Source organism: Salmonella sp. 741265073_HBA (assembly GCF_046569105.1).
Taxonomy (GTDB): Bacteria; Pseudomonadota; Gammaproteobacteria; order Enterobacterales; family Enterobacteriaceae; genus Salmonella; species Salmonella enterica.
The window spans coordinates 55,531-80,736 of the sequence record NZ_JBKFRY010000008.1 but is presented as its reverse complement, the minus strand read 5'-3'; the positions used below and the strand labels follow the sequence as shown (position 1 = coordinate 80,736).

Here is a 25,206-nt window from a genome sequence, read left to right as displayed (position 1 = left end):
TGTTAATCCTCTCGGGCAAAAAGTGCCTCAATAAAATCGTCCGCCTTAAACGGACGCAAATCCTCGATACGTTCGCCCACGCCAATGTAACGAATAGGAATGCCAAACTGGTCAGCTACCGAGAAAATCACCCCGCCTTTCGCCGTACCGTCCAGCTTGGTCAGGGTAATACCGGTTAAGCCTACCGCTTCATGGAACAGTTTGGCCTGGCTTACCGCGTTCTGTCCGGTGCTGGCGTCAATGGTCAGCATAACTTCATGTGGCGCTTCTTCGTCCAGCTTTTTCATGACGCGAACGATTTTTTTCAGCTCTTCCATCAGGTGCGACTTGTTCTGCAGACGCCCTGCCGTATCGGCAATTAACACATCCACATTACGCGCCTTCGCGGCCTGGATAGCGTCAAAAATCACCGAGGCGGAGTCCGCGCCGGTATGCTGGGCGATAACCGGAATGTTATTACGCTGTCCCCAGACCTGTAGCTGTTCGACCGCCGCCGCGCGGAAAGTATCCCCCGCCGCCAGCATCACTGATTTACCCTGCTGCTCAAACTGGCGCGCCAGTTTACCGATAGTGGTGGTTTTACCCACGCCGTTCACGCCAACCATCAGAATAACAAAAGGCGTTTTACCTTCAATATTAAGCGGTTCGTCTACCTTCGCCAGAATCTCGCCCATCTCGTCTTTCAACAGACCATACAGCGCCTCGGCATCTTTAAGCTGTTTGCGGCTGGCGCCTTCCGTCAGATTAGCGATAATCTTACGCGTGGTTTCCACCCCGACATCAGCGATGAGCAACTGCTCTTCCAGCTCCTCGAACAAATCATCGTCGATTTTCTTGCCGCGGAACAGACTGATAAATCCGGAACCGAGATTTTCTTTGGTTTTCAGCAGGCTGCGTTTCAGGCGGGCAAAGAAACCTTCTTTAGTCGGTTTTTCCTGCTCCTGAACGATCGCTTCCACCGGCGCGTCTTCTTCCGCTGGCGGAACAACCATCACCGCCTCTTCCGCCGCCTGAGCGGCCAGCGCCTGCGCTTCCAGCTCTTCGTCGGTGAATTTCGCCGCGTTTTCGCCCTCTTCTTCTACCGCGGCAATGACCTCTACGGTTTCCGCTTCGGCCTGCCACTCTTCCGGCGAGATAGCCTCGTCTTTGACCTCTTCCGGCAGCGGCAATTCCTCGCGTTCCACCGCGATCTGCGGCGCAGCCGTCTCAACAGCCGCCGCGGGCTCCGGCTCTACCGGCTGCGGTTTTTCGCTCTCCTGAACCTTCTCAGTAACGTCCACCACCTCTTCCGCAAAGGCTTCGGTTTCTGCTTTGCTGTGCGCGGGCGTTTGCGCGTCTATGTCTGCCGCCGTTTCAACAGGGGGCTCAACCGGTCGTTGTTCCTCAACAATCTGCTGTTCTTCGGTCTGTTCCTGCTTCTGCTCTTTATCACCGAAGCCCAACCAGGAAAAGAAGCCACGTTTTTTCTGTTTTGCCATCTGCGACTACACCCCTCGCGGCGCTATATACATGGAAGCTAAAAAAATGATGAAATAGTCTATCACTTAACTTAATTCACATCACCGCCTGGAATAACTTGCAACAGGCGGTTCGAGCAAGAGAAATGAAAAAACCGACTCACTCTGGCAGCGGCCAAATCCGCATTATTGGCGGGCAATGGCGTGGCCGTAAATTACCGGTTCCGGACAGCCCGGGTCTGCGTCCCACCACCGATCGCGTGCGCGAAACGTTATTTAACTGGCTGGCTCCGGTAATGGTAGACGCCCATTGTCTGGATTGCTTTGCCGGCAGCGGCGCTCTGGGCCTGGAGGCGCTATCGCGTTATGCGGCCCAGGCAACGTTACTGGAAATGGATCGCGCCGTTTCGCAGCAGTTGCAAAAAAATCTGGCGACGCTGAAAGCCAACAATGCTCGCGTCGTCAATACCAATACTCTGGCCTTCCTCAGCCAGCCGGGAACGCCGCATCACGTCGTCTTTGTCGACCCGCCGTTTCGTAAAGGGCTGCTGGAAGAGACGTTACAATTGCTGGAAACCCAGGGATGGCTGGCCGACGACGCGCTAATCTACGTAGAAAGCGAGGTGGAAAACGGTCTGCCGCCCGTTCCGGCGAACTGGGCATTGTATCGAGAAAAGGTGGCCGGACAGGTCGCTTATCGTCTGTATCAGCGCGACGCGCAAGGAGAAAATGATGTTGATTAATCTGGGCCGCTTATTAATGCTCTTCGTGTGGGCATTTTTGATTCTTAATCTGGTGCATCCCTTCCCGCGCCCGCTCAATATCTTCGTCAACGTGGCGTTGGTGTTCATGGCGCTGATGCACGGTATGCAGTTGGCGTTGCTGAAATCAACGATACCGAAAGAGGGTCCGCAGATGACGACGGGAGAGAAAATCCGCATTTTCCTGTTCGGCGTGTTTGAGCTGCTGGTTTGGCAGAAGAAGTTTAAGAACAAAAAATAACGTTTGCTGCCGGATGACGGTTTATTCGTTATCCGGGGTACGGCTAACAAACCCGACGAACCGCGTTCCCTTATAGCTCAGCGTACCTTGATCGCCCACCGTCAAAGCGTGGTACTGCTGCGCTTGTAAACGGAACGTTTTTTCCAGACCGCCATTGAGCGGCTTAAAACTGACCTCATAGCGCATACTGGTTCCCGCCGGGCTCACTTCCTGCTGGCGAGAGCGTCGGTCGTTAACCGGCTTCTCCCGTTTACTGCTGACCACGACCAGCTTTTGCTGTAACGGCGCCGCCTCATTAGCGGCTTTTTCCCGCCGTTGCTGAACGAAGCGAAACGACGCGGCAACTACGATTAATGCAATGATTATAATGAAGAAAAGCGGTGGCTTACTCATACTGTTAACCTGTCAGAAAATGCGGAAATAAGCATACCCTGCCCGTTATAGTGTTGTCATCTGACCGTCACGGCCTCTACACTGAATAATAGAGCCGCAAGCATACCGTTTGCGAAAAAATAACGAATTCAAGGAATTAAGATGCTTTGGTCGTTTATCGCTGTCTGCCTGTCCGCATGGCTGTATGTGGACGCCTCCTATCGCGGGCCAGCCTGGCAACGCTGGGTTTTTAAGCCCGTCACGTTATTACTATTGCTGTTACTGGCCTGGCAAGCGCCGATGTTTGACGCCATCAGTTATCTTGTGTTGGCCGGACTGTGCGCCTCGCTGGTCGGCGATGCGTTAACGCTCTTACCGCGTCAACGCCTGCTGTACGCCGTCGGGGCATTTTTCTTATCGCATCTGCTCTACACCATTTACTTTGCCAGCCAAATGACGTTGTCGTTCTTCTGGCCACTGCCGCTGGCGTTACTGATAGTCGGCGCGTTGCTTATCGCCGTTATCTGGACGCGACTGGAGGAGCTACGCTGGCCGGTATGTACTTTTATCGCCATGACTCTGGTCATGGTCTGGCTGGCGGGCGAACTGTGGTTCTTCCGCCCAACGGCGCCAGCCCTTTCGGCCTTTACCGGCGCGACGCTGCTGTTCATCGGCAATATCGTCTGGCTGGGTAGCCATTACCGCCGCCGTTTCCGGGCGGATAACGCGATTGCCGCCGCCTGCTACTTTGCCGGACACTTCCTGATTGTTCGCTCGCTGTACCTGTAAATAATAGCGCTTGACTCTGGAGTCGACTCCAGAGTGTATCCTCCGGTTAATGAGAAAATTATCATCAACCGGAGGACGTTATGTCGACCCCTGATACCGATGGCAAAAAAGTCCCGCCCTTTACCTCCTTCAGATTAGCCCCGGCAATACAGAAGGCCGATAGCTGCTGCTGCGAAGAACATTGCGCGTCCAGCGCGCCTGTTTCTACTGCCGTGGCAGGCACGCGCTATACCTGGAAAATCTCCGGCATGGACTGCGCCGCCTGCGCCCGAAAAGTGGAGAATGCGGTCCGCCAAATTCGCGGCGTCAACCAGGCGCAAGTGCTGTTCGCCACCGAAAAGTTAGTGGTCGATGCCGACGCCGACCTCCGCGCGCAAATTGAACGCGCCGTACAGAAGGCGGGTTATACCTTGCGTAGCGAAGATTCGCGCGACGCCGCGCCTGAATCTCGTCTTAAAGAGAACCTGCCGCTTATTACGCTGATCATTATGATGGCGATAAGCTGGGGGCTGGAGCAATTTAACCACCCGTTCGGCCAACTGGCCTTTATCGTCACTACCCTGGTCGGTCTGTATCCTATTGCCCGCCAGGCGCTGCGGCTGATGAAAAGCGGCAGTTGGTTCGCTATTGAAACGCTAATGAGCGTCGCCGCCATTGGCGCGCTGTTTATTGGCGCGACGGCGGAGGCAGCAATGGTATTGCTGCTGTTCCTCATCGGCGAGCGCCTGGAAGGATGGGCCGCCAGCCGCGCCCGTAAAGGCGTCAGCGCGTTAATGGCGCTTAAACCGGAAACGGCGACCCGTCTGCGCGACGGCGTACGGGAAGAGGTCGCGATTAATACCCTGCGACCGGGCGATATTATCGAAGTCGCCGCCGGGGGGCGTTTACCCGCCGACGGTAAACTGGTTTCCGGTTTCGCCAGCTTTGATGAAAGCGCGCTCACCGGCGAGTCTATCCCAGTGGAGCGCGCAACGGGCGACAAAGTCCCGGCAGGCGCGACCAGCGTTGACCGTCTCGTCACCCTGGAGGTGCTATCTGAACCTGGCGCCAGCGCGATTGACCGTATCCTGACGCTGATTGAAGAGGCGGAAGAGCGCCGTGCGCCCATTGAGCGGTTTATTGACCGTTTCAGCCGCATCTACACGCCAGTCATTATGGTCATCGCACTGCTGGTGACGCTTATTCCGCCGCTGATGTTCGATGGCGGCTGGCAGGAGTGGATTTATAAAGGGCTGACGCTGCTGCTCATCGGCTGCCCGTGCGCGCTGGTGATCTCCACGCCCGCGGCCATTACCTCCGGGCTGGCGGCGGCGGCACGGCGCGGCGCATTGATTAAAGGCGGCGCAGCGCTGGAGCAACTGGGCCGTATCACGCAGGTTGCCTTTGATAAAACCGGTACGTTGACCATCGGTAAACCACGGGTGACGGCGATTCATCCGGCAAGCGCTATCAGCGAGGCTGAACTGTTGGCGCTGGCGGCAGCCGTAGAACAAGGCGCTACGCACCCGCTGGCGCAGGCTATTGTCCGCGAAGCGCAGACACGCGATCTGGCGATCCCGACGGCGGAATCGCAGCGAACGCTGGCCGGCACCGGAATTGAAGCGCAGGTTAACGGCGAACGTATTCTGATTTGCGCGGCGGGAAAACAGCCTGCGGCAGCGTTTGCCGGGCAAATTAGCGAACTGGAAAACGCCGGGCAGACGGTGGTTCTGGTGCTACGTAACGAGACCGTTGTTGGCGTCCTCGCCCTCCAGGATACGTTGCGTGACGATGCGCGCGACGCCATCCGCGAACTGCATCAGTTAGGCGTTAACGGCGTGATTCTGACCGGCGATAACCCACGGGCGGCGGCAGCGATTGCCGGCGAGCTGGATCTGGCGTTTAAAGCCGGACTACTGCCGGAAGACAAGGTGCGGGCAGTCACCGCCCTTAACCAACAAGCGCCGCTGGCGATGGTGGGCGACGGCATTAATGATGCGCCCGCGATGAAAGCCGCCAGTATCGGAATTGCGATGGGCAGCGGTACTGACGTCGCGCTGGAAACGGCTGACGCCGCCCTTACTCATAACCGTCTGCGCGGGTTAGCGCAGATGATTACGCTGGCGCGCGCTACCCACGCGAATATCCGGCAGAACATCACCATTGCGCTGGGGCTGAAGGCCATTTTCCTGGTGACGACGCTACTGGGTTTTACCGGGCTATGGCTGGCAATCCTGGCGGATACGGGAGCCACGGTATTGGTGACCGCCAATGCGCTACGTTTGCTGCGTAAAAACTAATCTTCTCCCACCCGGCGGCGTCGTGTCGCCGGGTTATCCCGCGATATTCCTTTCTTTGTACATATTATTCACGCGAAAATTATTTATTTTCTATTACTTATCAAACCATTAATCAGAAATAGCGTGATTTGATGTAAGGTTAATTTTTATCCAACCGATATTGATCATACCGTCTACAAAATAAGGAATGTTAGGCACTATGAAAAATATCAAAGTCATCACCGGCGTTATCGCGACGCTGGGCATATTTAGCGCCTTATTGCTGGTGACAGGAATACTGTTTTATTCCGCCGTCAGCAGCGATCGGCTGAATTTCCAGAATGCGAGCGCGCTGAGTTACCAACAACAGGAACTGGGCGGCAGTTTTCAGACATTGATCGAAACCCGCGTCACCATTAACCGCGTGGCGATACGCATGTTAAAAAATCAGCGCGATCCCGCCTCGCTGGACGCCATGAACACGCTGTTAACCAACGCTGGCGCGTCGCTCAACGAAGCGGAAAAGCATTTCAACAACTACGTGAACTCCGAAGCGATCGCAGGCAAAGATCCGGCGTTGGATACCCAGGCCGAAGCCAGCTTTAAGCAGATGTATGACGTTTTGCAGCAGTCTATCCACTATCTTAAAGCCGATAATTACGCCGCCTATGGCAACCTTGACGCGCAAAAAGCGCAGGATGACATGGAGCAGGTATATAACCAGTGGCTCTCTCAAAATGCGCAATTAATAAAATTAGCCAGCGATCAGAACCAGAGCAGTTTTACCCAGATGCAATGGACGCTGGGGATAATTCTACTTATCGTGCTCATCGTACTGGCGTTTATCTGGCTGGGGCTGCAACGCGTTCTACTCCGCCCGCTGCAACGGATTATGGCGCACATTCAAACTATCGCCGACGGCGATCTTACCCATGAGATAGAGGCTGAAGGACGCAGTGAAATGGGTCAACTGGCCGCCGGTCTTAAAACGATGCAGCAGTCGTTAATCCGTACCGTCAGCGCGGTGCGCGATAACGCAGACTCTATCTATACTGGCGCAGGCGAAATTTCCGCCGGCAGCAGCGACCTCTCTTCCCGTACCGAACAGCAGGCCTCGGCGCTGGAGGAGACCGCCGCCAGCATGGAACAGTTAACCGCCACGGTACGGCAAAACACCGATAACGCACGACAGGCGACGGGTCTGGCGAAAACCGCATCAGAAACCGCGCGTAAAGGAGGACGCGTGGTGGATAACGTAGTGAACACCATGAACGATATCGCCGAAAGCTCGGAAAAAATCGTGGACATCACCAGCGTGATTGACGGTATCGCCTTCCAGACTAATATCCTGGCGCTGAACGCCGCGGTAGAAGCCGCCCGCGCCGGCGAACAGGGGCGAGGATTCGCGGTCGTGGCCGGAGAGGTACGCACGTTGGCCAGCCGTAGCGCGCAGGCCGCCAAAGAGATCAAAGTGCTGATTGAAAACTCCGTGTCGCGCATTGATACCGGCTCTACGCAGGTACGCGAAGCGGGAGAAACCATGAAAGAGATCGTTAACGCCGTGACCCGCGTGACCGATATTATGGGCGAAATCGCCTCTGCCTCCGATGAGCAAAGCAAAGGCATTGAGCAGGTGGCGCAGGCGGTATCGGAAATGGACAGCGTGACGCAGCAAAACGCCTCGCTGGTAGAGGAATCCGCAGCAGCAGCGGCGGCGCTGGAAGATCAGGCTAACGAACTTCGTCAGGCGGTCGCCGCGTTCCGCATCCAGAAACAGCCTCGTCGGGAGGCGTCGCCGACGCCGTTAAGCAAAGGTTTAACGCCACAGCCCGCCGCAGAACAGGCGAACTGGGAAAGCTTCTAATCAGAATGCTATCTGCCGTGCGGTTAATGCGCTTTACGCAATAAATAGCGGTACGGCAGACCCTCCGTCTCTTGCGCCAGCAAATCGTGTTCCATAAAGGTACAGAACCCCGGAATATCACGCGTTGTCGCCGGATCGTCGGCGATAATCAGCAATGTTTCGCCAGTTTGCATGTTGCGCACCGTTTTGCGCACCATCATTACCGGTTCAGGGCAACGCAGCCCCAGGGCGTCAAGCGTATGGTCAGGGGAGGAAAACAGATCGCTCATCTTCGTCTCAATGGTAGAAAAACGGCGATATTTTACGCCCATCTTCGTCAGTAAGCCAGGCAGGTTAACGATTGCGTGAAAATTAGCCATTGCAATGCCAGCGCAAAACAGTATTATGCGGCGGTTCTTTATTGGGTTCCCTCACCCCATCCAACAAAAAGGTCACAATATGACTCCGTTTACACAATCACAGCGCGTAAAAGCGTTGTTCTGGCTATCGCTATTCCATTTACTGGTGATCATTTCCAGTAACTATCTGGTGCAGCTCCCCATCACTATTTTTGGTTTCCACACGACCTGGGGCGCGTTTAGTTTTCCTTTTATTTTTCTCGCCACCGATCTTACCGTGCGTATTTTTGGCGCACCGCTGGCGCGCCGCATTATCTTCGCCGTCATGATCCCCGCGCTGCTGGTGTCGTATGTGGTGTCATCGCTGTTCTATATGGGCGCCTGGCAAGGTTTCGCCGCGTTGGCGAACTTTAATCTGTTTGTCGCCCGTATCGCCGCCGCCAGCTTTATGGCCTACGCGCTGGGACAGATCCTTGACGTCCATGTATTTAACCGCCTGCGCCAAAATCGTCGCTGGTGGCTGGCGCCGACCGCTTCAACTCTGTTTGGCAATATCAGCGATACCCTTGCCTTTTTCTTTATTGCGTTCTGGCGAAGCCCCGATGCCTTTATGGCCGGGCACTGGATGGAAATTGCGCTGGTGGATTATTGCTTTAAGGTACTCATCAGCATTATTTTCTTCCTGCCGATGTACGGCGTTCTACTGAATATGTTGCTAAAAAAGCTGGCAGATAAATCTGAAATTTTCCCATTACCGGCAAGTTAAAGGTTCGTTTTCCGAGTTGTGATAAGATGAGCGAATGAGCCGTTATGGCCGTTTATCGAAAGGAAGAAGTCAATGCGCAATTTGGTTAAATATGCCGGTATTGGCCTGCTGGTTATGGGGCTTGCGGCCTGTGATAACAACGATACAAAAGCGTCGGCAGAAAGCGCCGCCGCAGAAAGCCAGGCCTCCGGTCAGCCCATCAGCCTGATGGATGGCAAACTCAGTTTCTCACTGCCGGCGGATATGACCGATCAAAGCGGTAAGCTGGGCACCCAGGCGAATAATATGCACGTTTATTCTGACCCGACGGGCCAGAAAGCGGTGATTGTTATCGTCGGCGATAATACCGATGAAGCGTTGCCGGTGCTGGCGAACCGCCTGCTCGAGCAACAACGTAGCCGCGACCCGCAGCTTCAGGTCGTCACCAATAAGTCTATTGAGCTCAAAGGCCATACGTTGCAACAACTGGACAGCATTATCTCCGCGAAAGGCCAGACGGCGTACTCTTCCATCGTGCTGGGCAAAGTGGATAACCAATTGCTGACGATTCAGGTCACGCTGCCTGCGGACAATCAGCAAAAAGCGCAAACCACGGCTGAAAACATCATCAATACGTTGGTTATTAAGTAACCTTTACGACGATAATGCGGCCTCCGACAGTGCAGACGGAGGCCGTTTTTTTAAGCGCCAGGTCAGCAATAGCGCCATCGCTACCAGCCCGGCCGCCGCCAGATAAATCACCGGCACGCCCGCCCAGGTCATCACCAGCCCCGCCAGCGGCCCGGTAACCCCCAAAGACATATCCATAAAGACGGTATAGGTCGCCAGCGCCGCGCCCTGGTTCTGCGGCGGCACGGCTTTGACGGCCACCACGCCCAGCGCCGGAAAGACCAGCGAAAACCCCATCCCCGTGAGTAAAACGCCGATTTTTGCCATCCACGGCATGGCTGCTGTCCCCACCAGTAACAGACCAATAATCTCCACGCCAAAGCAGATCATGGCGACATTCAACCCGCCTAAACGATTGATACCGTTAGGGAACAACAAACGCGTGCCGACAAACGCGACGCTAAATAACGTGAGCGCAAAGGCGGCGCCATCCCAACCTTTAGCATCATAAAATAAGGTAATAAACGTCGCGATGACGCCAAACCCTGCCGAGGCCAGCGCCAACGCCATACCATACAGCCAGACACGCCCCAGCACCGCGCGAAACGGCAGCGGCTTGCCTTTGTTCGCCTTCACCGACGGACGTGGAAGGGCTAACAGTATCGCCAACAGCGCCACGCCCATCACCGTTAGCGCCAGTCCCTGTAACCCGCCCCAGGCATAACACAGCACGCCCAGCGGCGCGCCCATCGCCATTGCGCCGTAGGTGACGATACCGTTCCAGGAGATGACCCGACCAATATGCAACGACCCGACGACGCCGACGCCCCACAGTGTCGAACCGGTGCCGGCAAAACTTTGCCCAATCCCCAAAATCACGCGACCCAGCCCCAATAGTAACAAACTGATCAGCGGCCAGGCGCTGGCGATATCCGCCAGCAGGTAGCCGAGTCCGCTTAAAAAACAGCCGCATAAGCCAAAGACAACGATTTTTTTCGGCCCTAATACATCCGCATACCGCCCGGCATGGGGACGGCTTAACAGAGTGGCGAAGTATTGCAGGCTGATAATAAGCCCCGCCCAGAACGCGCTGAATCCCATCGCATCATGTACATAGCCGGGCAAGACGGCGAGCGGCAGGCCGATGGTCAGGTAGCTGGCAAAGTTAAACATCACAATGGAGACAATACGCAGATTGAGGCGCAATCCGTTTAGCGCCGGTTCAGCGACGGGTTCGGGCATGAGTATCACCGCATTTTTACAACATGTTTCCTTTTCTATCATGGCGCGCGGTGAAAATCAGTAGTGAGATTCAGATTATCGGTATCAGGGCAGCCGCTACACTTAGAAAAAAACACAACAAGGAAAACTTCATGGCAACCGCTCAACCCGACAAAACGGGTATGCATATTCTGCTGAAACTGGCCTCCCTGGTTATTATTCTCGCCGGGATTCATGCCGCGGCGGATATTATTGTACAACTCTTGCTGGCGCTCTTTTTCGCCATTGTTCTTAATCCATTAGTGACCTGGTTTATTCGCCGGGGCGTGAAGCGACCGCTGGCGATTACTATCGTGGTGGTTGTCATGCTGATCGTGCTTACCGCGCTGGTGGGTGTGCTTGCCGCATCGCTTAATGAATTTATCGCTATGCTGCCTAAATACAGCAAGGAGCTGACGCGTAAGGTCTTACACCTTCAGGAGTTAATGCCCTTCCTGAATTTACATATGTCGCCGGAACGTATGCTCCGCGGGATGGATTCCGATAAAATCATGCTCTTCACCACAACATTAATGACCGGCGTATCGGGCGCGATGGCAAGCATTGTGCTGCTGGTAATGACCGTGGTTTTTATGCTGTTTGAGGTGCGTCACGTGCCTTATAAATTACGTTTCGCGCTAAACAATCCACAAATCCATATTGCCGGCCTGCACCGCGCCCTGAAAGGCGTCTCGCATTATCTGGCGCTGAAAACGCTGCTCAGTTTATGGACGGGCGCGATTATCTGGCTGGGACTGGCGTTAATGGGTATTCAGTTTGCGCTAATGTGGGGCGTACTGGCCTTTTTGCTCAATTACGTTCCTAATATCGGCTCGGTGATTTCCGCCGTTCCCCCCATGATTCAGGCGCTGTTATTTAACGGTTTTTACGAGTGCGTACTGGTCGGCGCGCTCTTTTTGGTGGTCCATATGGTGATTGGCAACATTATGGAGCCACGCATGATGGGCCATCGTCTGGGAATGTCCACGCTGGTGGTATTTCTTTCGTTATTGGTCTGGGGATGGCTATTAGGCCCGGTCGGGATGCTCTTGTCCGTTCCTTTGACCAGCGTCTGCAAAATCTGGATGGAAACCACTAAAGGCGGCAGCAAACTGGCGATCTTACTGGGGCCAGGCCGACCGAAAAGCCGTTTACCGGGATGAGGCGACAGATGCTACAATCTCCTCTTCTTCATAGGCAACGTTGGTCCTGATATGTACCAGATCGTTCTGGGAAAAGTGTCAACATTAAGCGCAGGTCAATTGCCCGACGCGTTAATCGCTCAGGCGCCGCAGGGCGTTCGCCGGGCAAGCTAGCTGGCCGGGCGCGTGCTGCTTTCCCGTGCGCTCTCGCCGCTACCGGAGATGGTGTATGGCGAACAGGGTAAACCGGCTTTTTCCGCCGGAACGCCGCTGTGGTTTAACCTCAGCCATAGCGGCGACACTATTGCTCTGTTGCTTAGCGACGAAGGTGAAGTCGGCTGCGATATTGAAGTGATCCGCCCGCGCGATAACTGGCGTTCGCTGGCGAATGCGGTATTCAGCCTCGGCGAACATGCTGAAATGGAAGCGGAACGTCCGGAGCGACAACTGACGGCCTTCTGGCGTATCTGGACGCGTAAAGAAGCCATCGTAAAACAACGCGGCGGCAGCGCCTGGCAAATCGTCAGCGTGGACAGCACGTTGCCCTCTGCCTTGTCGGTCAGCCAGTGTCAGCTCGATACGCTCAGTCTGGCAGTCTGTACCCCCACACCGTTTACGCTGACGTCGCAGACGATAATGAAAGCACAATGACACATTAATTTTTCCCTCTGGCGGCGGACGTGTGTTACAAAATGCGGAGCTTCCCATGCGCCGACGCGCCATACCAAAAGGTTTAAGTCAGATGCAACGTGTCACCATCACCCTCGATGACGATTTACTGGAAACGCTGGACAGCCTGAGCCAGCGACGCGGCTACAATAATCGCTCCGAAGCGATCCGTGATATTCTGCGCGGCGCTCTGGCGCAGGAGGCCACCCAGGAACACGGCACACAGGGTTTCGCGGTACTTTCATATGTTTATGAACATGAGAAACGGGATTTAGCCAGCCGCATCGTCTCCACCCAGCATCATCATCATGATTTATCCGTCGCCACGCTGCACGTCCATATCAACCACGATGACTGTCTGGAGATCGCCGTTCTGAAGGGCGATATGGGCGACGTACAGCATTTTGCCGATGATGTTATCGCCCAGCGCGGCGTGCGCCACGGCCACTTGCAGTGTTTGCCGAAAGAAGACTAACGCCCCAGCGCCTTGCCGGGGGCGCTTCGCTTGCCCGGCCTACGCTCGCACGTCTGTCGTTTGTAGGCCAGATAAGGCGCAGCCGCCATCCGGCAATAATGTTTACGCCATTGTGCCAATCGTTTTTCTGAAGCGTAACAGCGCTATCAGGAAGAACACGCCGCCTATCGCCAGCAGGGTCAGGAACTGCGGCCAGACGATGCTCAAACCTGCGCCGCGATAAAGAATAGCCTGGGCAAGGCTGACAAAATGCGTCGTCGGCATGGTCAGCATAATATCCTGCACCGCCTGCGGCATACTTTCGCGCGGCGTGGAACCGCCGGAAAGCATTTGTAGCGGTAACAGTACCAGAATCATTAATAACCCCAGTTGCGGCATCGAACGGGCGATGGTGCCCATAAAAATCCCAATTGAAGTGGTGGCGAACAGGCTCAGCGCCACGCCCAACATAAACAATGGGATCGATCCTTCAATCGGTACGCCAAGTACGCCTTTCACCATCAGCATCAAAGACAAACCGGAAACCACCAGCACGACCAGCCCCATCGACCACACTTTTGCCATCATGATCTCAAAGGGCGTGACCGGCATCACCAACAGATGCTCTACCGTGCCGTGTTCTCGCTCGCGGATCAGCGCCGATCCGGTCAGCACTATCGCCAGCATGGTAATGTTGTTGATAATCGCCATCACGCCGCCAAACCACGCCGGGTCCAGATTTGGGTTAAAGCGCATCCGAATCTCCAGCGACACCGGCTGAACGTTATCTCCCCGCGCGCGCGCCACAAAGCTGTTGACCTCGCCGCTAATAATATTCTGGATATAACTGTTGCCGGTAAACGCCTGGCTCATGCGCGTCGCATCGACGTTAACCTGAATATCAGGCTGACGTCCGGCCAGCACATCACGCTGGAAATTCGGCGGAATATTGACCGCAAAGGTATAGCGTCCGGCATCCAGTCCGGCATCCATTTCCGTTGCCGTAATCATCTCCGGCGGCAGAAACCACGGGCGGTAAAAACTATTCACAATACGGTTCGACAACTGCGACTGATCCATATCGGCGATGGCGATAGGGGCAAGATGCAACGAACCGGGCAGGACGGTAGCGGAGGAGTAAACCGAAATCGTAAAGGCGAAGACGATCAGCGCCAGCATCGCTTTGTCGCCCAGCAGACTGCGCAGTTCTTTGACGCCGAGGTTATAAATATTACGTAATCCGCGCATTACCCCTCCTGTTTTTTCAGCAGCAGAATGCTCAGACCCATCACCACCGGGACGGCAATCAGTAACGGCATAAATAACGGCCAGAGATCGGACAGATCCAACGCTTTGGAAAACGTCCCGCGCGCGATCGTCAGAAAATGACTGGTCGGGTAGATCTCGCCGATCCATCTTCCCGGTCCTTCCAGCGAAGCCACCGGATCGATCATGCCGGAAAATTGTGTTGCCGGAATGAGGGTAATAATCGACGTCCCAAAAATAGCGGCGATTTGGCTCTTCATAAACGTGGAGATCAGCAGCCCCAGACCGGTGGCGATGATGACATAAAGCAGCGCCGCGAGGGTAAGCGTGAGAAAGCTGCCTTTCAGCGGCACGCCGAACACAAAGACCGACAGCGCGCACAGTAGCAAGAAGTTCAGCATACCCAGCGCGATATACGGCAGTTGTTTACCCAGCAAAAATTCGCTGCGCGTCGTCGGCGTTACGTACAGATTAATCATCGACCCCAGCTCTTTCTCCCGCACCACGCTCAGGGCACTAAGCATTGACGGGATCATCATGAGCAGCAGCGGAATGACCGCCGGAACGATAGCGGGCAGACTTTTCACATCCGGGTTATAGCGATAGCGCGTTTCAATGTTGAGCAGCCCGGTCTGTTTAACCGGGTTCGGCTGACGACTTGCCGCCTCCTGCAGCCAGCTTTGGTGCATCGCCTGAACGTACCCCTTCACCGTCTCGGCGCGGCTGGGCATGGCGCCATCCACCCAGACGCCAATCTGCGCTGGCGTACCGCGAGCAATATCGCGGCCAAAATTAGGCGGGATCTCAATGGCAACCGCCAACTCTCCCGAACGCATCCGCCGGTCAAGCTCGTCATAGCTGGCGAGCGGCGGCTGTTCGATAAAATAGCGCGATCCCGCCAGATTGAGCGACCATGCCTGACTACTGACGGTTTGATCGCGGTCGAGTACGGCAAAACGCAGGTTCTCCACGTCCATACTGATGCCATAGCCCATAATCAGCATCAGAATTACCGTTCCCAGCAGCGCCAGCGTCGAGCGTACCGGATCGCGGCGTAGCTCCAGCGCTTCGCGGCGACTGTAGCTGAACAAACGCCGGAAGCTCAATCCCTGCCGCGACGGTTTACCTGACGCGGCGGGCGTCTGGGATGGCGGTATTGGGGTTTCAGGAGCCGCTCCCGCAGCTTCCTGTAGCCAGGAAATAAACGCCGCCTCCAGATTGGCCGCGCCCCGCTGTTGCACCAATTCCTGCGGCGTACCGCTGGCGAGCACTTTACCGGCGTGCATCAATGACATTCGGTCGCAACGTTCCGCTTCGTTCATAAAATGGGTCGAGATAAAAATCGTCACCTTATCCTGACGCGAAAGATCGACCATAAGCTGCCAGAACATATCCCTGGCGACCGGATCAACGCCGGACGTTGGCTCATCAAGAATCAGCATTTCCGGGCGATGGATCACCGCTACCGCCAGCGATAAACGCTGGCGGATACCGAGCGGCAACGAAGCGGGGAGCGTATCTTCCACCTCCGTTAGCATAAAGCGTTCGATCATCTGCGCGACGCGCGCCGGGATCTCCGCTGGCGGAATATGAAACAGGCGGGCATGAAGTTCCAGATTCTGCCGCACGGTGAGTTCGTTATAGAGCGAAAAAGCCTGCGACATATACCCGACCCGGCGACGGGTATCGATGTCGTTCGGGTCTACCGGCTGGCCAAATAGCCAGGCCTGGCCTTCGCTGGCGGGAAGCAGACCGGTCAGCATTTTCATGGTGGTCGATTTGCCGCAACCGTTTGAACCGAGGAAGCCAAAAATCTCGCCGCGCGGAATGCGGAAATTAACATGGTCAACCGCGACGAACTTACCGAAGCGCATGGTCAGATCTTTCGCCTCAATGGCAATCTCTTCCTGCTCAGCGTGATACGGCGGGATCACCACTGGCTTATGCGCCTGGCGCTGCGCTTCTGGCAACAGGGCGATAAACGCCTGTTCCAGCGTCGCGCTATGAGTTTTTGCCCGCAGTTGCTGCGCGCTGCCGGTTGCCAGTATCTCGCCCGCATTCATCGCCACCAGCCAGTCAAAGCGCTCCGCCTCTTCCATATAGGCCGTTGCGACCAACACGCTCATATTGGTCTGGCGCTGGCGGATACTGTCGATTAAGTCCCAGAACTGAGCGCGGGAGAGCGGGTCCACGCCGGTGGTAGGCTCATCAAGAATCAGCAATTCCGGGTCATGAATCAGCGCACAGCACAGCCCCAGCTTTTGTTTCATCCCACCGGACAGCTTCCCGGCAGGACGGTCACGAAACGGCGCCAGGCCGGTGCTGTTCAGCAGCTCGGTAATACGCGCTTCGCGTTCAGCTTTGTCATGACCAAAGAGACGAGCGAAAAAATCGACGTTCTCATAAACCGATAACGTGTGATAAAGGTTTTTCCCCAGCCCCTGCGGCATCCAGGCGATGCGCGGACAGACGTCGCGGCGATGTTTCGCATCGCGCATATCGCCGCCCAGGACGATAACGTTCCCTTGCTCAATCACCCGCGCGCCAGAAATCAGCGACAGCAGGCTCGATTTACCCACCCCGTCCGGACCAATCAGCCCGACCATACTACGGGCGGGAATGTCCAGCGTGATATTGTTCAGCGCGACCGTTTTTCCGTAATGCTGGCTCACCCCCTCAAGCTGCGCCACGGGAGGAACAGGCACCAGCGTCAGCGACGTCATTGCGACAGCCTCACGTTCAGATCGTCAGGCCAGGGCACGCGCTCATCCAGATGAACCCAGGCCATTCCCGGCAAACCGGTTTTGACATATTCCAGATGCTGTCGCAGTAGCTCTGGCGGAATACGCGCTTTGACACGGAACATCAGCTTTAACCGTTCATCGTGGGTTTCCACGGTTTTGGGCGTGAACTGCGCCACGCTGGCGACAAAACTGATCGTCGCCGGAATACGCAGATCCGGCGCGGCGTCCAGCACCAGTCGCGCTTCGCCGCCGATCTTCAACAACCCCGCCTGTTCGGTCGGCAGGAAAAATGTCATATAAACATCGCTGAGATCGACCATGTTCAACACCCGGCCGCCAGCCGATAACACTTCACCCGGCTCCGCAACGCGGTACTGCACGCGTCCATCGCGCGGCGCTTTTAATTCGCTGTCGTCGATGTCGGCGACAATACGCCGCTCGGTCGCCTGCGCCGCTTCCACGCGCGTTTGCGCCTGGATAATACTGGTACGCGCCGCCTCAATCGCCGCTTTTGCCGCAGATACCTGCGCTTTGGCAGTCTCCAGGGCGGCGCGCGCGCTTTCCGCCGCCGCGCGATCGTCATCTAACTGTTGTACAGATACCGCGCCACGCTGTGACAGCGAACGGGAACGCACGTGACGTTTAGAGACGGAGTCCAGCTCAGCTTCCCGCTGTTTGACGACCGACTGCGCGGCGCGCATTTCACTCTGGCGTTGCTCCAGCAAGGCACGGGCGGCGGCAACTGCGCTCTCGGCCTCTTTAATCTGCGCAATCGCCTCCAGCCGCTGCTCCTGCAGCACGCGGGTATCCATTTTCGCCAGCACCTCGCCCTGACGAACGAACTGCCCTTCCGAAACGAGGATGGTATCAATACGCCCGGCAATCTTAGTGGCAATATCCACTTCGGTGGCTTCAATTCTGCCGTTGCTGGCGGCAAATCCCTCCGGTATTCCCGCAGGGCGCAGCATCCACCAGGCTATCGCGGCCACCGCCACAAGAATCCCCGCTCCCCACCACACCAGATGACGCTTCATTTTGTCCATAATCGACCCGCCGTAATCCCTGTTGTCTAACCATGCGTGTCACAAAGTCCGCCGGGCGTGCGCTCAGCGGGGGTTTCCATTCGGGATAAGAATGAAAAAAGAAAAGGGGCCAGACGACGAACAGACGCCGATGAAGCGCTCGCCGTCAAAGGGAGTGAATGATGTAGGTACCCGGAAAAGAGGGAGTAATGTTGTCATCATCAGCGTTCCTGGCCGTAAATGAAACACGCATACTCATAACTGCTATAAATCGATACTAACACCTCTGTCCGGGATGTCTATTCGCTTATTGTTTGTAATGGTACTTAGCGTTTTGCCGCCAAATCCTGCGCGCAGGCCCAGGCGCTCGACCACGCCCACTGGAAGTTATAGCCGCCCAACCAGCCGGTGACGTCCATCACTTCGCCGATAAAATAGAGACCCGGCACGCGGCGCGCTTCCATAGTCCGCGATGATAGTTCGTTTGTATCCACGCCGCCCAGCGTCACTTCCGCTGTCCGATAGCCTTCGGTGCCGTTAGGCTGCACTTGCCAGGCCGTAAGCGTGTTAACCAACGCCTGCTGGTCACGAACGTTCAACTGCCTGAGCGATACATCCGGGATCTGCCCCAACTGTTGTAAACACTCCACCAGCCGTTTCGGCAGATGCATCGCCAGCGTGTTCTTCAGACTCTGGTTCGGGTGCGCGTTACGCTGTTCATTGAGAACGTCTTCCAGCGAGAGGTCCGGCAATAAGTTAATGCTCACTAACTCGCCCGGTTGCCAGTAGCTGGAAATCTGTAAAACGGCGGGGCCGGACAGCCCACGATGGGTAAAAAGTAGGTTTTCCCGAAATACCGTACCATTGCGGGCGGTAATCACGCAGGGCACAGAGACGCCAGACAGCGTCTGGAGCTGTTCTAACAGCGGCTTATGCAGCGTAAAGGGCACCAGCCCGGCGCGCGTCGGCAACACCTTGAGACCAAACTGTTCGGCGATTTTATAGCCAAACGGCGATGCGCCAAGCCCCGGCATCGACAGGCCACCGCTGGCAATCACCAGCTTTTGCGTAGTCACCGTCTCGCCGTTCAACGCCAGTACGAAACCCGACTCATCACGCTCGACGCTCAGTACCTCGCTACGCAGGCGCATCGTTACGCCGCCTTTGTCACACTCGGCAACCAACATATCGACAATGCGTTGGGCGGAATCATCGCAAAAAAGCTGTCCCAGCGTTTTCTCATGCCAGGCTATCCCATACCTGCCGACCAGATCGATAAAATCCCACTGGGTATAGCGGGCTAACGCTGATTTACAAAAATGGGGGTTCTGGCTCAAATACGCAGCAGGCTCAACATAAAGATTAGTAAAGTTGCAGCGTCCACCGCCGGACATGAGGATTTTACGCCCTGGCTTCTTGCCATTATCGATGAGCAGCACGCGGCTACCCGCCTGTCCTGCCTGCGCGGCGCAAAACATGCCCGCTGCGCCAGCGCCTATAATAACGGCATCAAACCTTTCCACGTCGCCTTCCTCTCTCAAATTCGGGCGGGAATTGTAAAGTTTCCTCAGTGGTCGCACCAGCGCGAAAAGCGCCTGAAAATGGTATTTATCTGAAATATATAAGATAATTCTTTAGTGATATCAAACAAAGCACGAAGTACATCAAAAAAAGTCTATATTTCACTTTGCCCGCGCCGCCAAAGTCACTGATAATGCGCCGCGTTCATGTCCTCAAAATGGCGTAACGTCCTATGCTACATTTGTTTGCTGGCCTGGATTTACATACCGGGCTTTTATTATTGCTTGCTCTGGCTTTTGTGCTGTTCTACGAAGCAATTAACGGCTTCCATGACACAGCCAATGCAGTCGCAACCGTGATTTACACCCGTGCGATGCGTTCGCAGCTGGCGGTTGTCATGGCGGCGGTGTTTAACTTTTTTGGCGTTTTGCTGGGGGGTCTCAGCGTGGCGTATGCCATTGTGCATATGCTACCAACGGATCTCCTGCTCAACATGGGTTCCGCGCACGGCCTCGCTATGGTCTTTTCCATGTTGCTGGCGGCGATTATCTGGAACCTCGGTACCTGGTATTTCGGGTTGCCGGCGTCCAGTTCCCACACGCTGATTGGCGCCATTATCGGCATCGGTTTAACCAATGCGATGATGACCGGCACGTCAGTGGTGGATGCGCTTAACATCCCGAAAGTTATCAATATTTTCGGTTCACTCATTATCTCCCCTATTGTCGGTCTGGTATTCGCCGGCGGTCTGATTTTCTTGCTGCGCCGCTACTGGAGCGGTACTAAGAAACGCGCCCGTATCCACCTGACGCCAGCCGAACGTGAAAAGAAAGACGGCAAGAAAAAGCCGCCATTCTGGACGCGTATCGCGCTGATCCTCTCAGCTATCGGCGTGGCGTTTTCGCATGGCGCGAACGATGGTCAGAAAGGCATTGGCCTGGTCATGCTGGTGCTGATTGGCGTCGCGCCTGCGGGTTTCGTGGTCAATATGAATGCCTCCAGCTACGAAATCACCCGTACGCGCGATGCTATCAACAATGTCGAAACGTACTTTGAGCAGCGTCCTGACCTGCTGAAAGCCGTCACCGGCGTTGACCAACTGATTCCCTCTCCGGAACCGGGCGCGACTGAACCGACTGAATTCCACTGCCATCCGGCTAACACCATTAACGCGCTTAACCGTGCGAAAGGGATGCTGGCAAACGTGGAAAGCTACGACAAGTTAAGCGTTGAACAGCGTAGTCAGTTGCGTCGCATTATGCTGTGCATTTCCGACACGACCGACAAAGTCGTGAAATTGCCTGGCGTAAGCAGCGATGACCAGCGCCTGCTGAAAAAGCTGAAGACCGATATGTTAAGCACCATTGAGTATGCGCCGGTGTGGATCATTATGGCAGTGGCGTTGGCGCTGGGTATTGGTACGATGATCGGCTGGCGTCGCGTGGCGACCACTATCGGCGAGAAAATTGGTAAAAAAGGCATGACGTATGCGCAGGGAATGTCGGCGCAGATGACGGCGGCAGTCTCTATCGGTCTTGCCAGCTACACCGGTATGCCAGTTTCTACCACTCACGTACTCTCCTCTTCAGTGGCGGGAACCATGGTCGTTGATGGCGGCGGGTTGCAGCGTAAAACCGTGACCAGCATTCTGATGGCCTGGGTATTTACGTTACCGGCGGCGATTATTCTTTCCGGCGTGCTGTACTGGCTTTCCCTGAAGATTATTTAAGCCAAATGGGCCGGATAGCGCTGTCGCTAATCCGGCCTGTCAGGATGAAACGACACAGGCCTGACAGGCCGCTACAAGCGGCGTCATCCGGAGGCTTATCTAATACGAGCGGGTCAGGAAACTGGCCCGCTTTTTTTATTCAGTGCCAAATCATGAGCGCAATCAAGCTCACCACCACCAAACCGCATAACGCGCTGGTCAGCAGAAACTGGCGGCGCACGCGTTCACAACGGCGAATAAATTCTTCATCATGATGATCGCGATAGCGCTGAGCGTAGATATACCATACCAGGCGCACCTGTTTGTTGGGCTGACCATGCGTGGTAAAGAAGCCGCCGCCATCGACATATTGATAGAGCAAAGGATCGCAACCACGAAGTACCACTAACAGTGCGCGTAGCGATGAGAAATAGCGCGCCATATTAACAATGCAAACGACACATAAAGCCCAGAATAGTGAGACGGTGCTTATCATATCTCCTCCCCGGCGACCCGCCCACGGAGTTCCTCTCCGGGACTACCGCTCCCCGATACCCTGCCAGACAATCAGTGAAAGAGTACTACGAAAGCCGTCCATATTAGCGCTCCGCATTCGAACGGCTCTTATACACATTGTAGGAGATCAGTTAATTTTTTTACCAGAAGGTTAATCACTATCAATGCAATTCCCTAGAAATTTTGTTTAACTAACTGGCAAGCAAGGCAGATTGACGGATTATCCTGGTCGCTATAATGTAAGGATAGTTATGGTAAACGGCTGAGCTAGCCCCGCGCATAGAGTTCGCAGGACGCGGGTGACGCGGCGGCATAAGAAACGCCAGTAGCTCAATGGTCATCGACAACTTATGGAAGGAGTAACACTATGGCTTATAAACACATTCTTATCGCAGTTGATCTCTCCCCGGAAAGTAAAGTTCTGGTTGAAAAAGCGGTCTCTATGGCGCGCCCCTACAACGCGAAAATCTCCCTCATCCACGTTGACGTGAATTATTCAGACCTGTACACCGGTCTGATTGACGTCAATCTGGGCGATATGCAGAAACGTATCTCCGAAGAAACCCACCACGCGCTGACCGAGCTGTCTACCAACGCTGGCTACCCTATCACTGAAACCCTGAGCGGTAGCGGCGATTTGGGCCAGGTGCTGGTTGACGCCATCAAGAAATACGATATGGATCTGGTCGTTTGCGGTCATCACCAGGACTTCTGGAGCAAACTGATGTCTTCTGCGCGCCAGCTGATCAACACCGTTCACGTTGACATGCTGATTGTTCCGCTGCGCGACGAAGAAGAGTAATACTTGCCGTGCCGGCTGGCGGCTAAGACCGCGTCTGGTCTATAGTCAATCAGGTTGGCCTGACCACCAGGCAAATTCCGGCTATCAACAACAACGCCCGCTTATGTGGGCGTTTTGTTTATCCCCCCTTCTTCGCAGTACTCAGTACATCATTCCATCACACCAAACATAATTAGTGTGATCCACTAATTAGTTTGCGTATCATTTGTATAATAACCTATTGATCAGGCTAATAACCGCAGTCTATATCAGGGTAAGTCTTTTCGGCGCGTTTTGATATACGCGCTCATACGTTTCGGGATGGCATTAAAAGGCGAAGGAATATGAATACAACTGCACCTACGGGCTTGCTGCAGCAACCTCGTCCATTCTTCATGATCTTTTTTGTAGAATTATGGGAACGATTTGGCTATTACGGCGTCCAGGGCATCCTGGCGGTCTTTTTCGTTAAACAATTGGGGTTTTCTCAGGAGCAGGCCTTTATTACCTTTGGCGCTTTTGCAGCGCTGGTTTATGGCCTGATCTCCATCGGCGGCTATGTTGGCGACCATCTGTTAGGGACTAAACGCACCCTGGTCCTGGGCGCGATTGTGCTGGCGATTGGCTATTTTATGACCGGCATGTCGCTATTAAATCCCGATCTGATTTTTATCGCACTGGGTACGATTGCCGTGGGCAACGGGTTATTTAAAGCCAATCCCGCCAGCCTGCTCTCTAAATGCTATCAGCCTAAAGATCCCCGGCTGGATGGCGCTTTCACCCTGTTTTATATGTCGATTAACATCGGTTCTTTGTTATCGCTATCGCTGGCGCCGGTGATTGCCGATAAATTTGGCTATGCGGTGACCTATAATCTGTGCGGCGCTGGTTTAATTGTTGCGCTTCTGGTGTACTTCGCCTGCCGTGGCATGGTGAAAAATATCGGTTCTGAACCGGATCATAAACCGCTACGTTTTCGCAATTTGCTGCTGGTACTGCTCGGCACCGTCGTCATGATTTTCCTCTGCGCCTGGCTGATGCACAACGTTAAGATTGCCAATCTGGTGCTCATCGTCCTTTCTATCGTCGTCACTATTTTCTTCTTTCGCGAAGCGTTTCGTCTGGATAAAACCGGCCGCAATAAAATGTTCGTGGCGTTTATTCTGATGATTGAAGCCGTGCTGTTTTACATTCTGTATGCGCAGATGCCTACCTCGCTGAACTTCTTTGCGATTAATAACGTGCATCATGAAATTCTTGGATTCGCCATTAACCCGGTGAGTTTTCAGGCGCTGAACCCATTCTGGGTGGTCGTCGCCAGTCCGGTACTGGCAGCGATTTACACCCGACTGGGTAGCAAAGGCAAAGATCTGACTATGCCGATGAAGTTTACGCTTGGCATGTTCCTCTGCGCGCTGGGTTTTCTGACCGCCGCCGCCGCCGGGATGTGGTTTGCCGATGCGCAAGGATTGACGTCGCCGTGGTTTATCGTGCTGGTGTATCTGTTCCAGAGTCTGGGCGAGCTGCTGATTAGCGCGCTGGGGCTGGCAATGGTCGCCGCTCTGGTGCCGCAGCATCTGATGGGCTTTATTCTGGGAATGTGGTTCCTGACCCAGGCCGCCGCCTTCCTGCTCGGCGGTTATGTGGCGACCTTCACTGCCGTACCGGAAAACATCACCGATCCGTTACAGACGCTGCCCATTTATACCGGCGTCTTTAGCAAAATTGGTCTGGTAACGCTGGCGGTCACCGTGGTGATGGCCATTATGGTGCCGTGGTTAAACCGAATGATTAATACGCCAGGTACCGAACAGTAATACTCAGTGCCGGATGCGGCTTACGCCTTATCCGGCCTACAAATAATTGAGAATCGTAGGCCCGATAAGCGCAACGCCATCGGGCAATCCGTTACTCCGTCAGAGGGGTTCCGGCATAAATATCAAACCGATGCCCTTTGGTAACGATGGCGTTGGGCGTCGCGACATCCGCCAGCGGCGGCGCATAATCGGGACGTTTGACCACCACGCGTTTGGTCGCCAACTGACGCGCCGGTTCCAGCAGTCCGTCGGCGTCTAAATCCGGCCCCACCAACGACTGAAACACCCGCATCTCTTTCTTCACCAGCGCGCTTTTCTGCCGGTGAGGAAACATCGGATCGAGGTAGACCACCTGCGGGCGCGGCGTGATATCGGTTAACGCCGTCAGGCTGGAAGCATGAATCAACTGCAAACGTTGCTGCAACCACGGACCGATGTCCGCATCGGCATAGCCGCGCGTCAGACCGTCGTCGAGCAGCGCGGCAACCACCGGATTACGCTCCAGCATCCGCACGCGGCAACCGACGGACGCCAGTACAAACGCATCGCGCCCCAGTCCGGCCGTGGCATCAACCACATCCGGCAGATAATCGCCTTTGATACCAACGGCTTTCGCCACCGCTTCGCCGCGCCCGCCGCCGAACTTACGTCGATGGGCCATCGCGCCGCCGACAAAATCGACGAAAATGCCGCCGAGCTTCGGTTCGTCGCGCTTGCGCAGCTCCAGATGTTGCGGCGTCAATACCAGCGCCATTAGATTGTCTTCGTCATGCTCCAGTCCCCAGCGGGCAGCCAGAACAGATAAGGCGCCGTCTGTGGCGCCCGTTTCATCCATTAAGCAGATTTGCACG

Annotated in this window: 22 protein-coding genes and 1 pseudogene; 13 read left to right on the top strand and 10 right to left on the bottom strand. The window is 55.1% G+C overall.

Annotation, left to right across the window (positions count from 1 at the left end; translation table 11 throughout):
* Positions 1 to 2: 2 nt before the first annotated feature.
* The gene (gene ftsY / locus ACLD3P_RS12785; protein WP_079972306.1) at positions 3 to 1,478 is read right to left on the bottom strand and encodes a signal recognition particle-docking protein FtsY; all 1,476 of its coding nucleotides are present in this window, start codon (positions 1,476 to 1,478) and stop codon (positions 3 to 5) included.
* Between the two features lie 125 nt (positions 1,479 to 1,603).
* Between ftsY and rsmD the strand changes: the two genes are divergently transcribed.
* Together rsmD and ACLD3P_RS12775 are read left to right on the top strand one after the other, a co-directional pair.
* Complete coding sequence (gene rsmD / locus ACLD3P_RS12780) at positions 1,604 to 2,200, top strand: 16S rRNA (guanine(966)-N(2))-methyltransferase (RefSeq protein WP_000743275.1); 597 nt, start codon at positions 1,604 to 1,606, stop codon at positions 2,198 to 2,200.
* The gene (locus ACLD3P_RS12775; RefSeq protein ID WP_000906759.1) at positions 2,190 to 2,459 is read left to right on the top strand and encodes a DUF1145 family protein; all 270 of its coding nucleotides are present in this window, start codon (positions 2,190 to 2,192) and stop codon (positions 2,457 to 2,459) included. Before rsmD ends, ACLD3P_RS12775 begins: the two co-directional genes overlap by 11 nt.
* 21 nt (positions 2,460 to 2,480) lie before the next feature.
* On the opposite strand, the gene ACLD3P_RS12770 is transcribed toward ACLD3P_RS12775, so the two are convergent.
* Entirely contained in the window at positions 2,481 to 2,852 is a 372-nt protein-coding gene (locus tag ACLD3P_RS12770) for a DUF2500 domain-containing protein (RefSeq protein WP_076935788.1), read from the bottom strand.
* Between the two features lie 141 nt (positions 2,853 to 2,993).
* Between ACLD3P_RS12770 and ACLD3P_RS12765 the strand changes: the two genes are divergently transcribed.
* From ACLD3P_RS12765 to tcp, 3 genes are all read left to right on the top strand, one after another.
* Positions 2,994 to 3,620: a lysoplasmalogenase gene (locus tag ACLD3P_RS12765; RefSeq protein ID WP_000964735.1), complete on the top strand. Its 627-nt coding sequence runs from the start codon at positions 2,994 to 2,996 to the stop codon at positions 3,618 to 3,620.
* 80 nt (positions 3,621 to 3,700) lie between these two features.
* Positions 3,701 to 5,899, top strand: coding sequence for a Zn(II)/Cd(II)/Pb(II) translocating P-type ATPase ZntA (gene zntA, locus ACLD3P_RS12760; RefSeq protein ID WP_000106652.1), 2,199 nt, complete (start codon positions 3,701 to 3,703; stop codon positions 5,897 to 5,899).
* A gap of 199 nt (positions 5,900 to 6,098) precedes the next feature.
* Positions 6,099 to 7,742: a methyl-accepting chemotaxis citrate transducer gene (gene tcp / locus ACLD3P_RS12755; protein WP_001646581.1), complete on the top strand. Its 1,644-nt coding sequence runs from the start codon at positions 6,099 to 6,101 to the stop codon at positions 7,740 to 7,742.
* 23 nt (positions 7,743 to 7,765) lie between these two features.
* On the opposite strand, the gene tusA is transcribed toward tcp, so the two are convergent.
* Positions 7,766 to 8,011 carry a sulfurtransferase TusA gene (tusA, locus tag ACLD3P_RS12750; RefSeq protein WP_001541054.1) on the bottom strand — a complete coding sequence of 82 codons (246 nt, stop codon included), beginning with the start codon at positions 8,009 to 8,011 and terminating at the stop codon, positions 7,766 to 7,768.
* 169 nt (positions 8,012 to 8,180) lie between these two features.
* Here tusA and ACLD3P_RS12745 point away from each other — a divergent pair, with 169 nt between their 5' ends.
* Together ACLD3P_RS12745 and ACLD3P_RS12740 are read left to right on the top strand one after the other, a co-directional pair.
* Complete coding sequence (locus ACLD3P_RS12745) at positions 8,181 to 8,846, top strand: 7-cyano-7-deazaguanine/7-aminomethyl-7-deazaguanine transporter (RefSeq protein WP_076936452.1); 666 nt, start codon at positions 8,181 to 8,183, stop codon at positions 8,844 to 8,846.
* Positions 8,847 to 8,918: 72 nt separating this feature from the next.
* Positions 8,919 to 9,476, top strand: coding sequence for a DcrB family lipoprotein (locus ACLD3P_RS12740; protein WP_001245277.1), 558 nt, complete (start codon positions 8,919 to 8,921; stop codon positions 9,474 to 9,476).
* Between the two features lie 3 nt (positions 9,477 to 9,479).
* Here ACLD3P_RS12740 and ACLD3P_RS12735 read toward each other — a convergent pair whose 3' ends face one another.
* On the bottom strand, positions 9,480 to 10,739 hold the full coding sequence (locus ACLD3P_RS12735; RefSeq protein WP_131046761.1) for an MFS transporter: 1,260 nt from the start codon (positions 10,737 to 10,739) through the stop codon (positions 9,480 to 9,482).
* 89 nt (positions 10,740 to 10,828) lie between these two features.
* Between ACLD3P_RS12735 and ACLD3P_RS12730 the strand changes: the two genes are divergently transcribed.
* From ACLD3P_RS12730 to nikR, 3 genes and pseudogenes are all read left to right on the top strand, one after another.
* The gene (locus tag ACLD3P_RS12730; RefSeq protein WP_000179589.1) at positions 10,829 to 11,878 is read left to right on the top strand and encodes an AI-2E family transporter; all 1,050 of its coding nucleotides are present in this window, start codon (positions 10,829 to 10,831) and stop codon (positions 11,876 to 11,878) included.
* Positions 11,879 to 11,929: 51 nt separating this feature from the next.
* Positions 11,930 to 12,508, top strand: a pseudogene (acpT, locus tag ACLD3P_RS12725) (4'-phosphopantetheinyl transferase AcpT).
* A 91-nt stretch (positions 12,509 to 12,599) separates the two neighbouring features.
* Positions 12,600 to 13,001, top strand: a complete 402-nt coding sequence (gene nikR / locus ACLD3P_RS12720) for a nickel-responsive transcriptional regulator NikR (protein WP_001190057.1) — start codon at positions 12,600 to 12,602, stop codon at positions 12,999 to 13,001.
* 102 nt (positions 13,002 to 13,103) lie between these two features.
* On the opposite strand, the gene ACLD3P_RS12715 is transcribed toward nikR, so the two are convergent.
* From ACLD3P_RS12715 to ACLD3P_RS12700, 4 genes are all read right to left on the bottom strand, one after another.
* Positions 13,104 to 14,228 carry an ABC transporter permease gene (locus tag ACLD3P_RS12715; protein ID WP_001214750.1) on the bottom strand — a complete coding sequence of 375 codons (1,125 nt, stop codon included), beginning with the start codon at positions 14,226 to 14,228 and terminating at the stop codon, positions 13,104 to 13,106.
* Positions 14,228 to 16,969 (bottom strand): ribosome-associated ATPase/putative transporter RbbA, encoded by a 2,742-nt coding sequence (gene rbbA, locus ACLD3P_RS12710; protein WP_000202924.1) that lies wholly within the window; start codon positions 16,967 to 16,969, stop codon positions 14,228 to 14,230. The genes ACLD3P_RS12715 and rbbA overlap by 1 nt, the downstream gene beginning before the upstream one ends.
* Positions 16,966 to 18,033 carry an HlyD family secretion protein gene (locus ACLD3P_RS12705; protein ID WP_131046759.1) on the bottom strand — a complete coding sequence of 356 codons (1,068 nt, stop codon included), beginning with the start codon at positions 18,031 to 18,033 and terminating at the stop codon, positions 16,966 to 16,968. Before ACLD3P_RS12705 ends, rbbA begins: the two co-directional genes overlap by 4 nt.
* A gap of 305 nt (positions 18,034 to 18,338) precedes the next feature.
* On the bottom strand, positions 18,339 to 19,535 hold the full coding sequence (locus tag ACLD3P_RS12700) for an NAD(P)/FAD-dependent oxidoreductase (protein WP_131046758.1): 1,197 nt from the start codon (positions 19,533 to 19,535) through the stop codon (positions 18,339 to 18,341).
* Positions 19,536 to 19,765: 230 nt separating this feature from the next.
* Here ACLD3P_RS12700 and pitA point away from each other — a divergent pair, with 230 nt between their 5' ends.
* Complete coding sequence (gene pitA, locus ACLD3P_RS12695) at positions 19,766 to 21,262, top strand: inorganic phosphate transporter PitA (protein WP_000902764.1); 1,497 nt, start codon at positions 19,766 to 19,768, stop codon at positions 21,260 to 21,262.
* Between the two features lie 139 nt (positions 21,263 to 21,401).
* Here pitA and uspB read toward each other — a convergent pair whose 3' ends face one another.
* Positions 21,402 to 21,737: a universal stress protein UspB gene (gene uspB / locus ACLD3P_RS12690; protein ID WP_000626193.1), complete on the bottom strand. Its 336-nt coding sequence runs from the start codon at positions 21,735 to 21,737 to the stop codon at positions 21,402 to 21,404.
* A gap of 387 nt (positions 21,738 to 22,124) precedes the next feature.
* On the opposite strand from uspB, the gene uspA reads away from it, so the two are divergent.
* Complete coding sequence (gene uspA / locus ACLD3P_RS12685; protein WP_000323565.1) at positions 22,125 to 22,559, top strand: universal stress protein UspA; 435 nt, start codon at positions 22,125 to 22,127, stop codon at positions 22,557 to 22,559.
* 323 nt (positions 22,560 to 22,882) lie between these two features.
* Positions 22,883 to 24,355 carry a dipeptide/tripeptide permease DtpB gene (gene dtpB, locus ACLD3P_RS12680; RefSeq protein WP_001098275.1) on the top strand — a complete coding sequence of 491 codons (1,473 nt, stop codon included), beginning with the start codon at positions 22,883 to 22,885 and terminating at the stop codon, positions 24,353 to 24,355.
* 91 nt (positions 24,356 to 24,446) lie between these two features.
* Here the strand turns inward: dtpB and rsmJ are convergent, their stop codons facing one another.
* On the bottom strand, positions 24,447 to 25,205 hold the full coding sequence (gene rsmJ / locus ACLD3P_RS12675; protein WP_023181737.1) for a 16S rRNA (guanine(1516)-N(2))-methyltransferase RsmJ: 759 nt from the start codon (positions 25,203 to 25,205) through the stop codon (positions 24,447 to 24,449).
* Position 25,206: the final 1 nt, after the last annotated feature.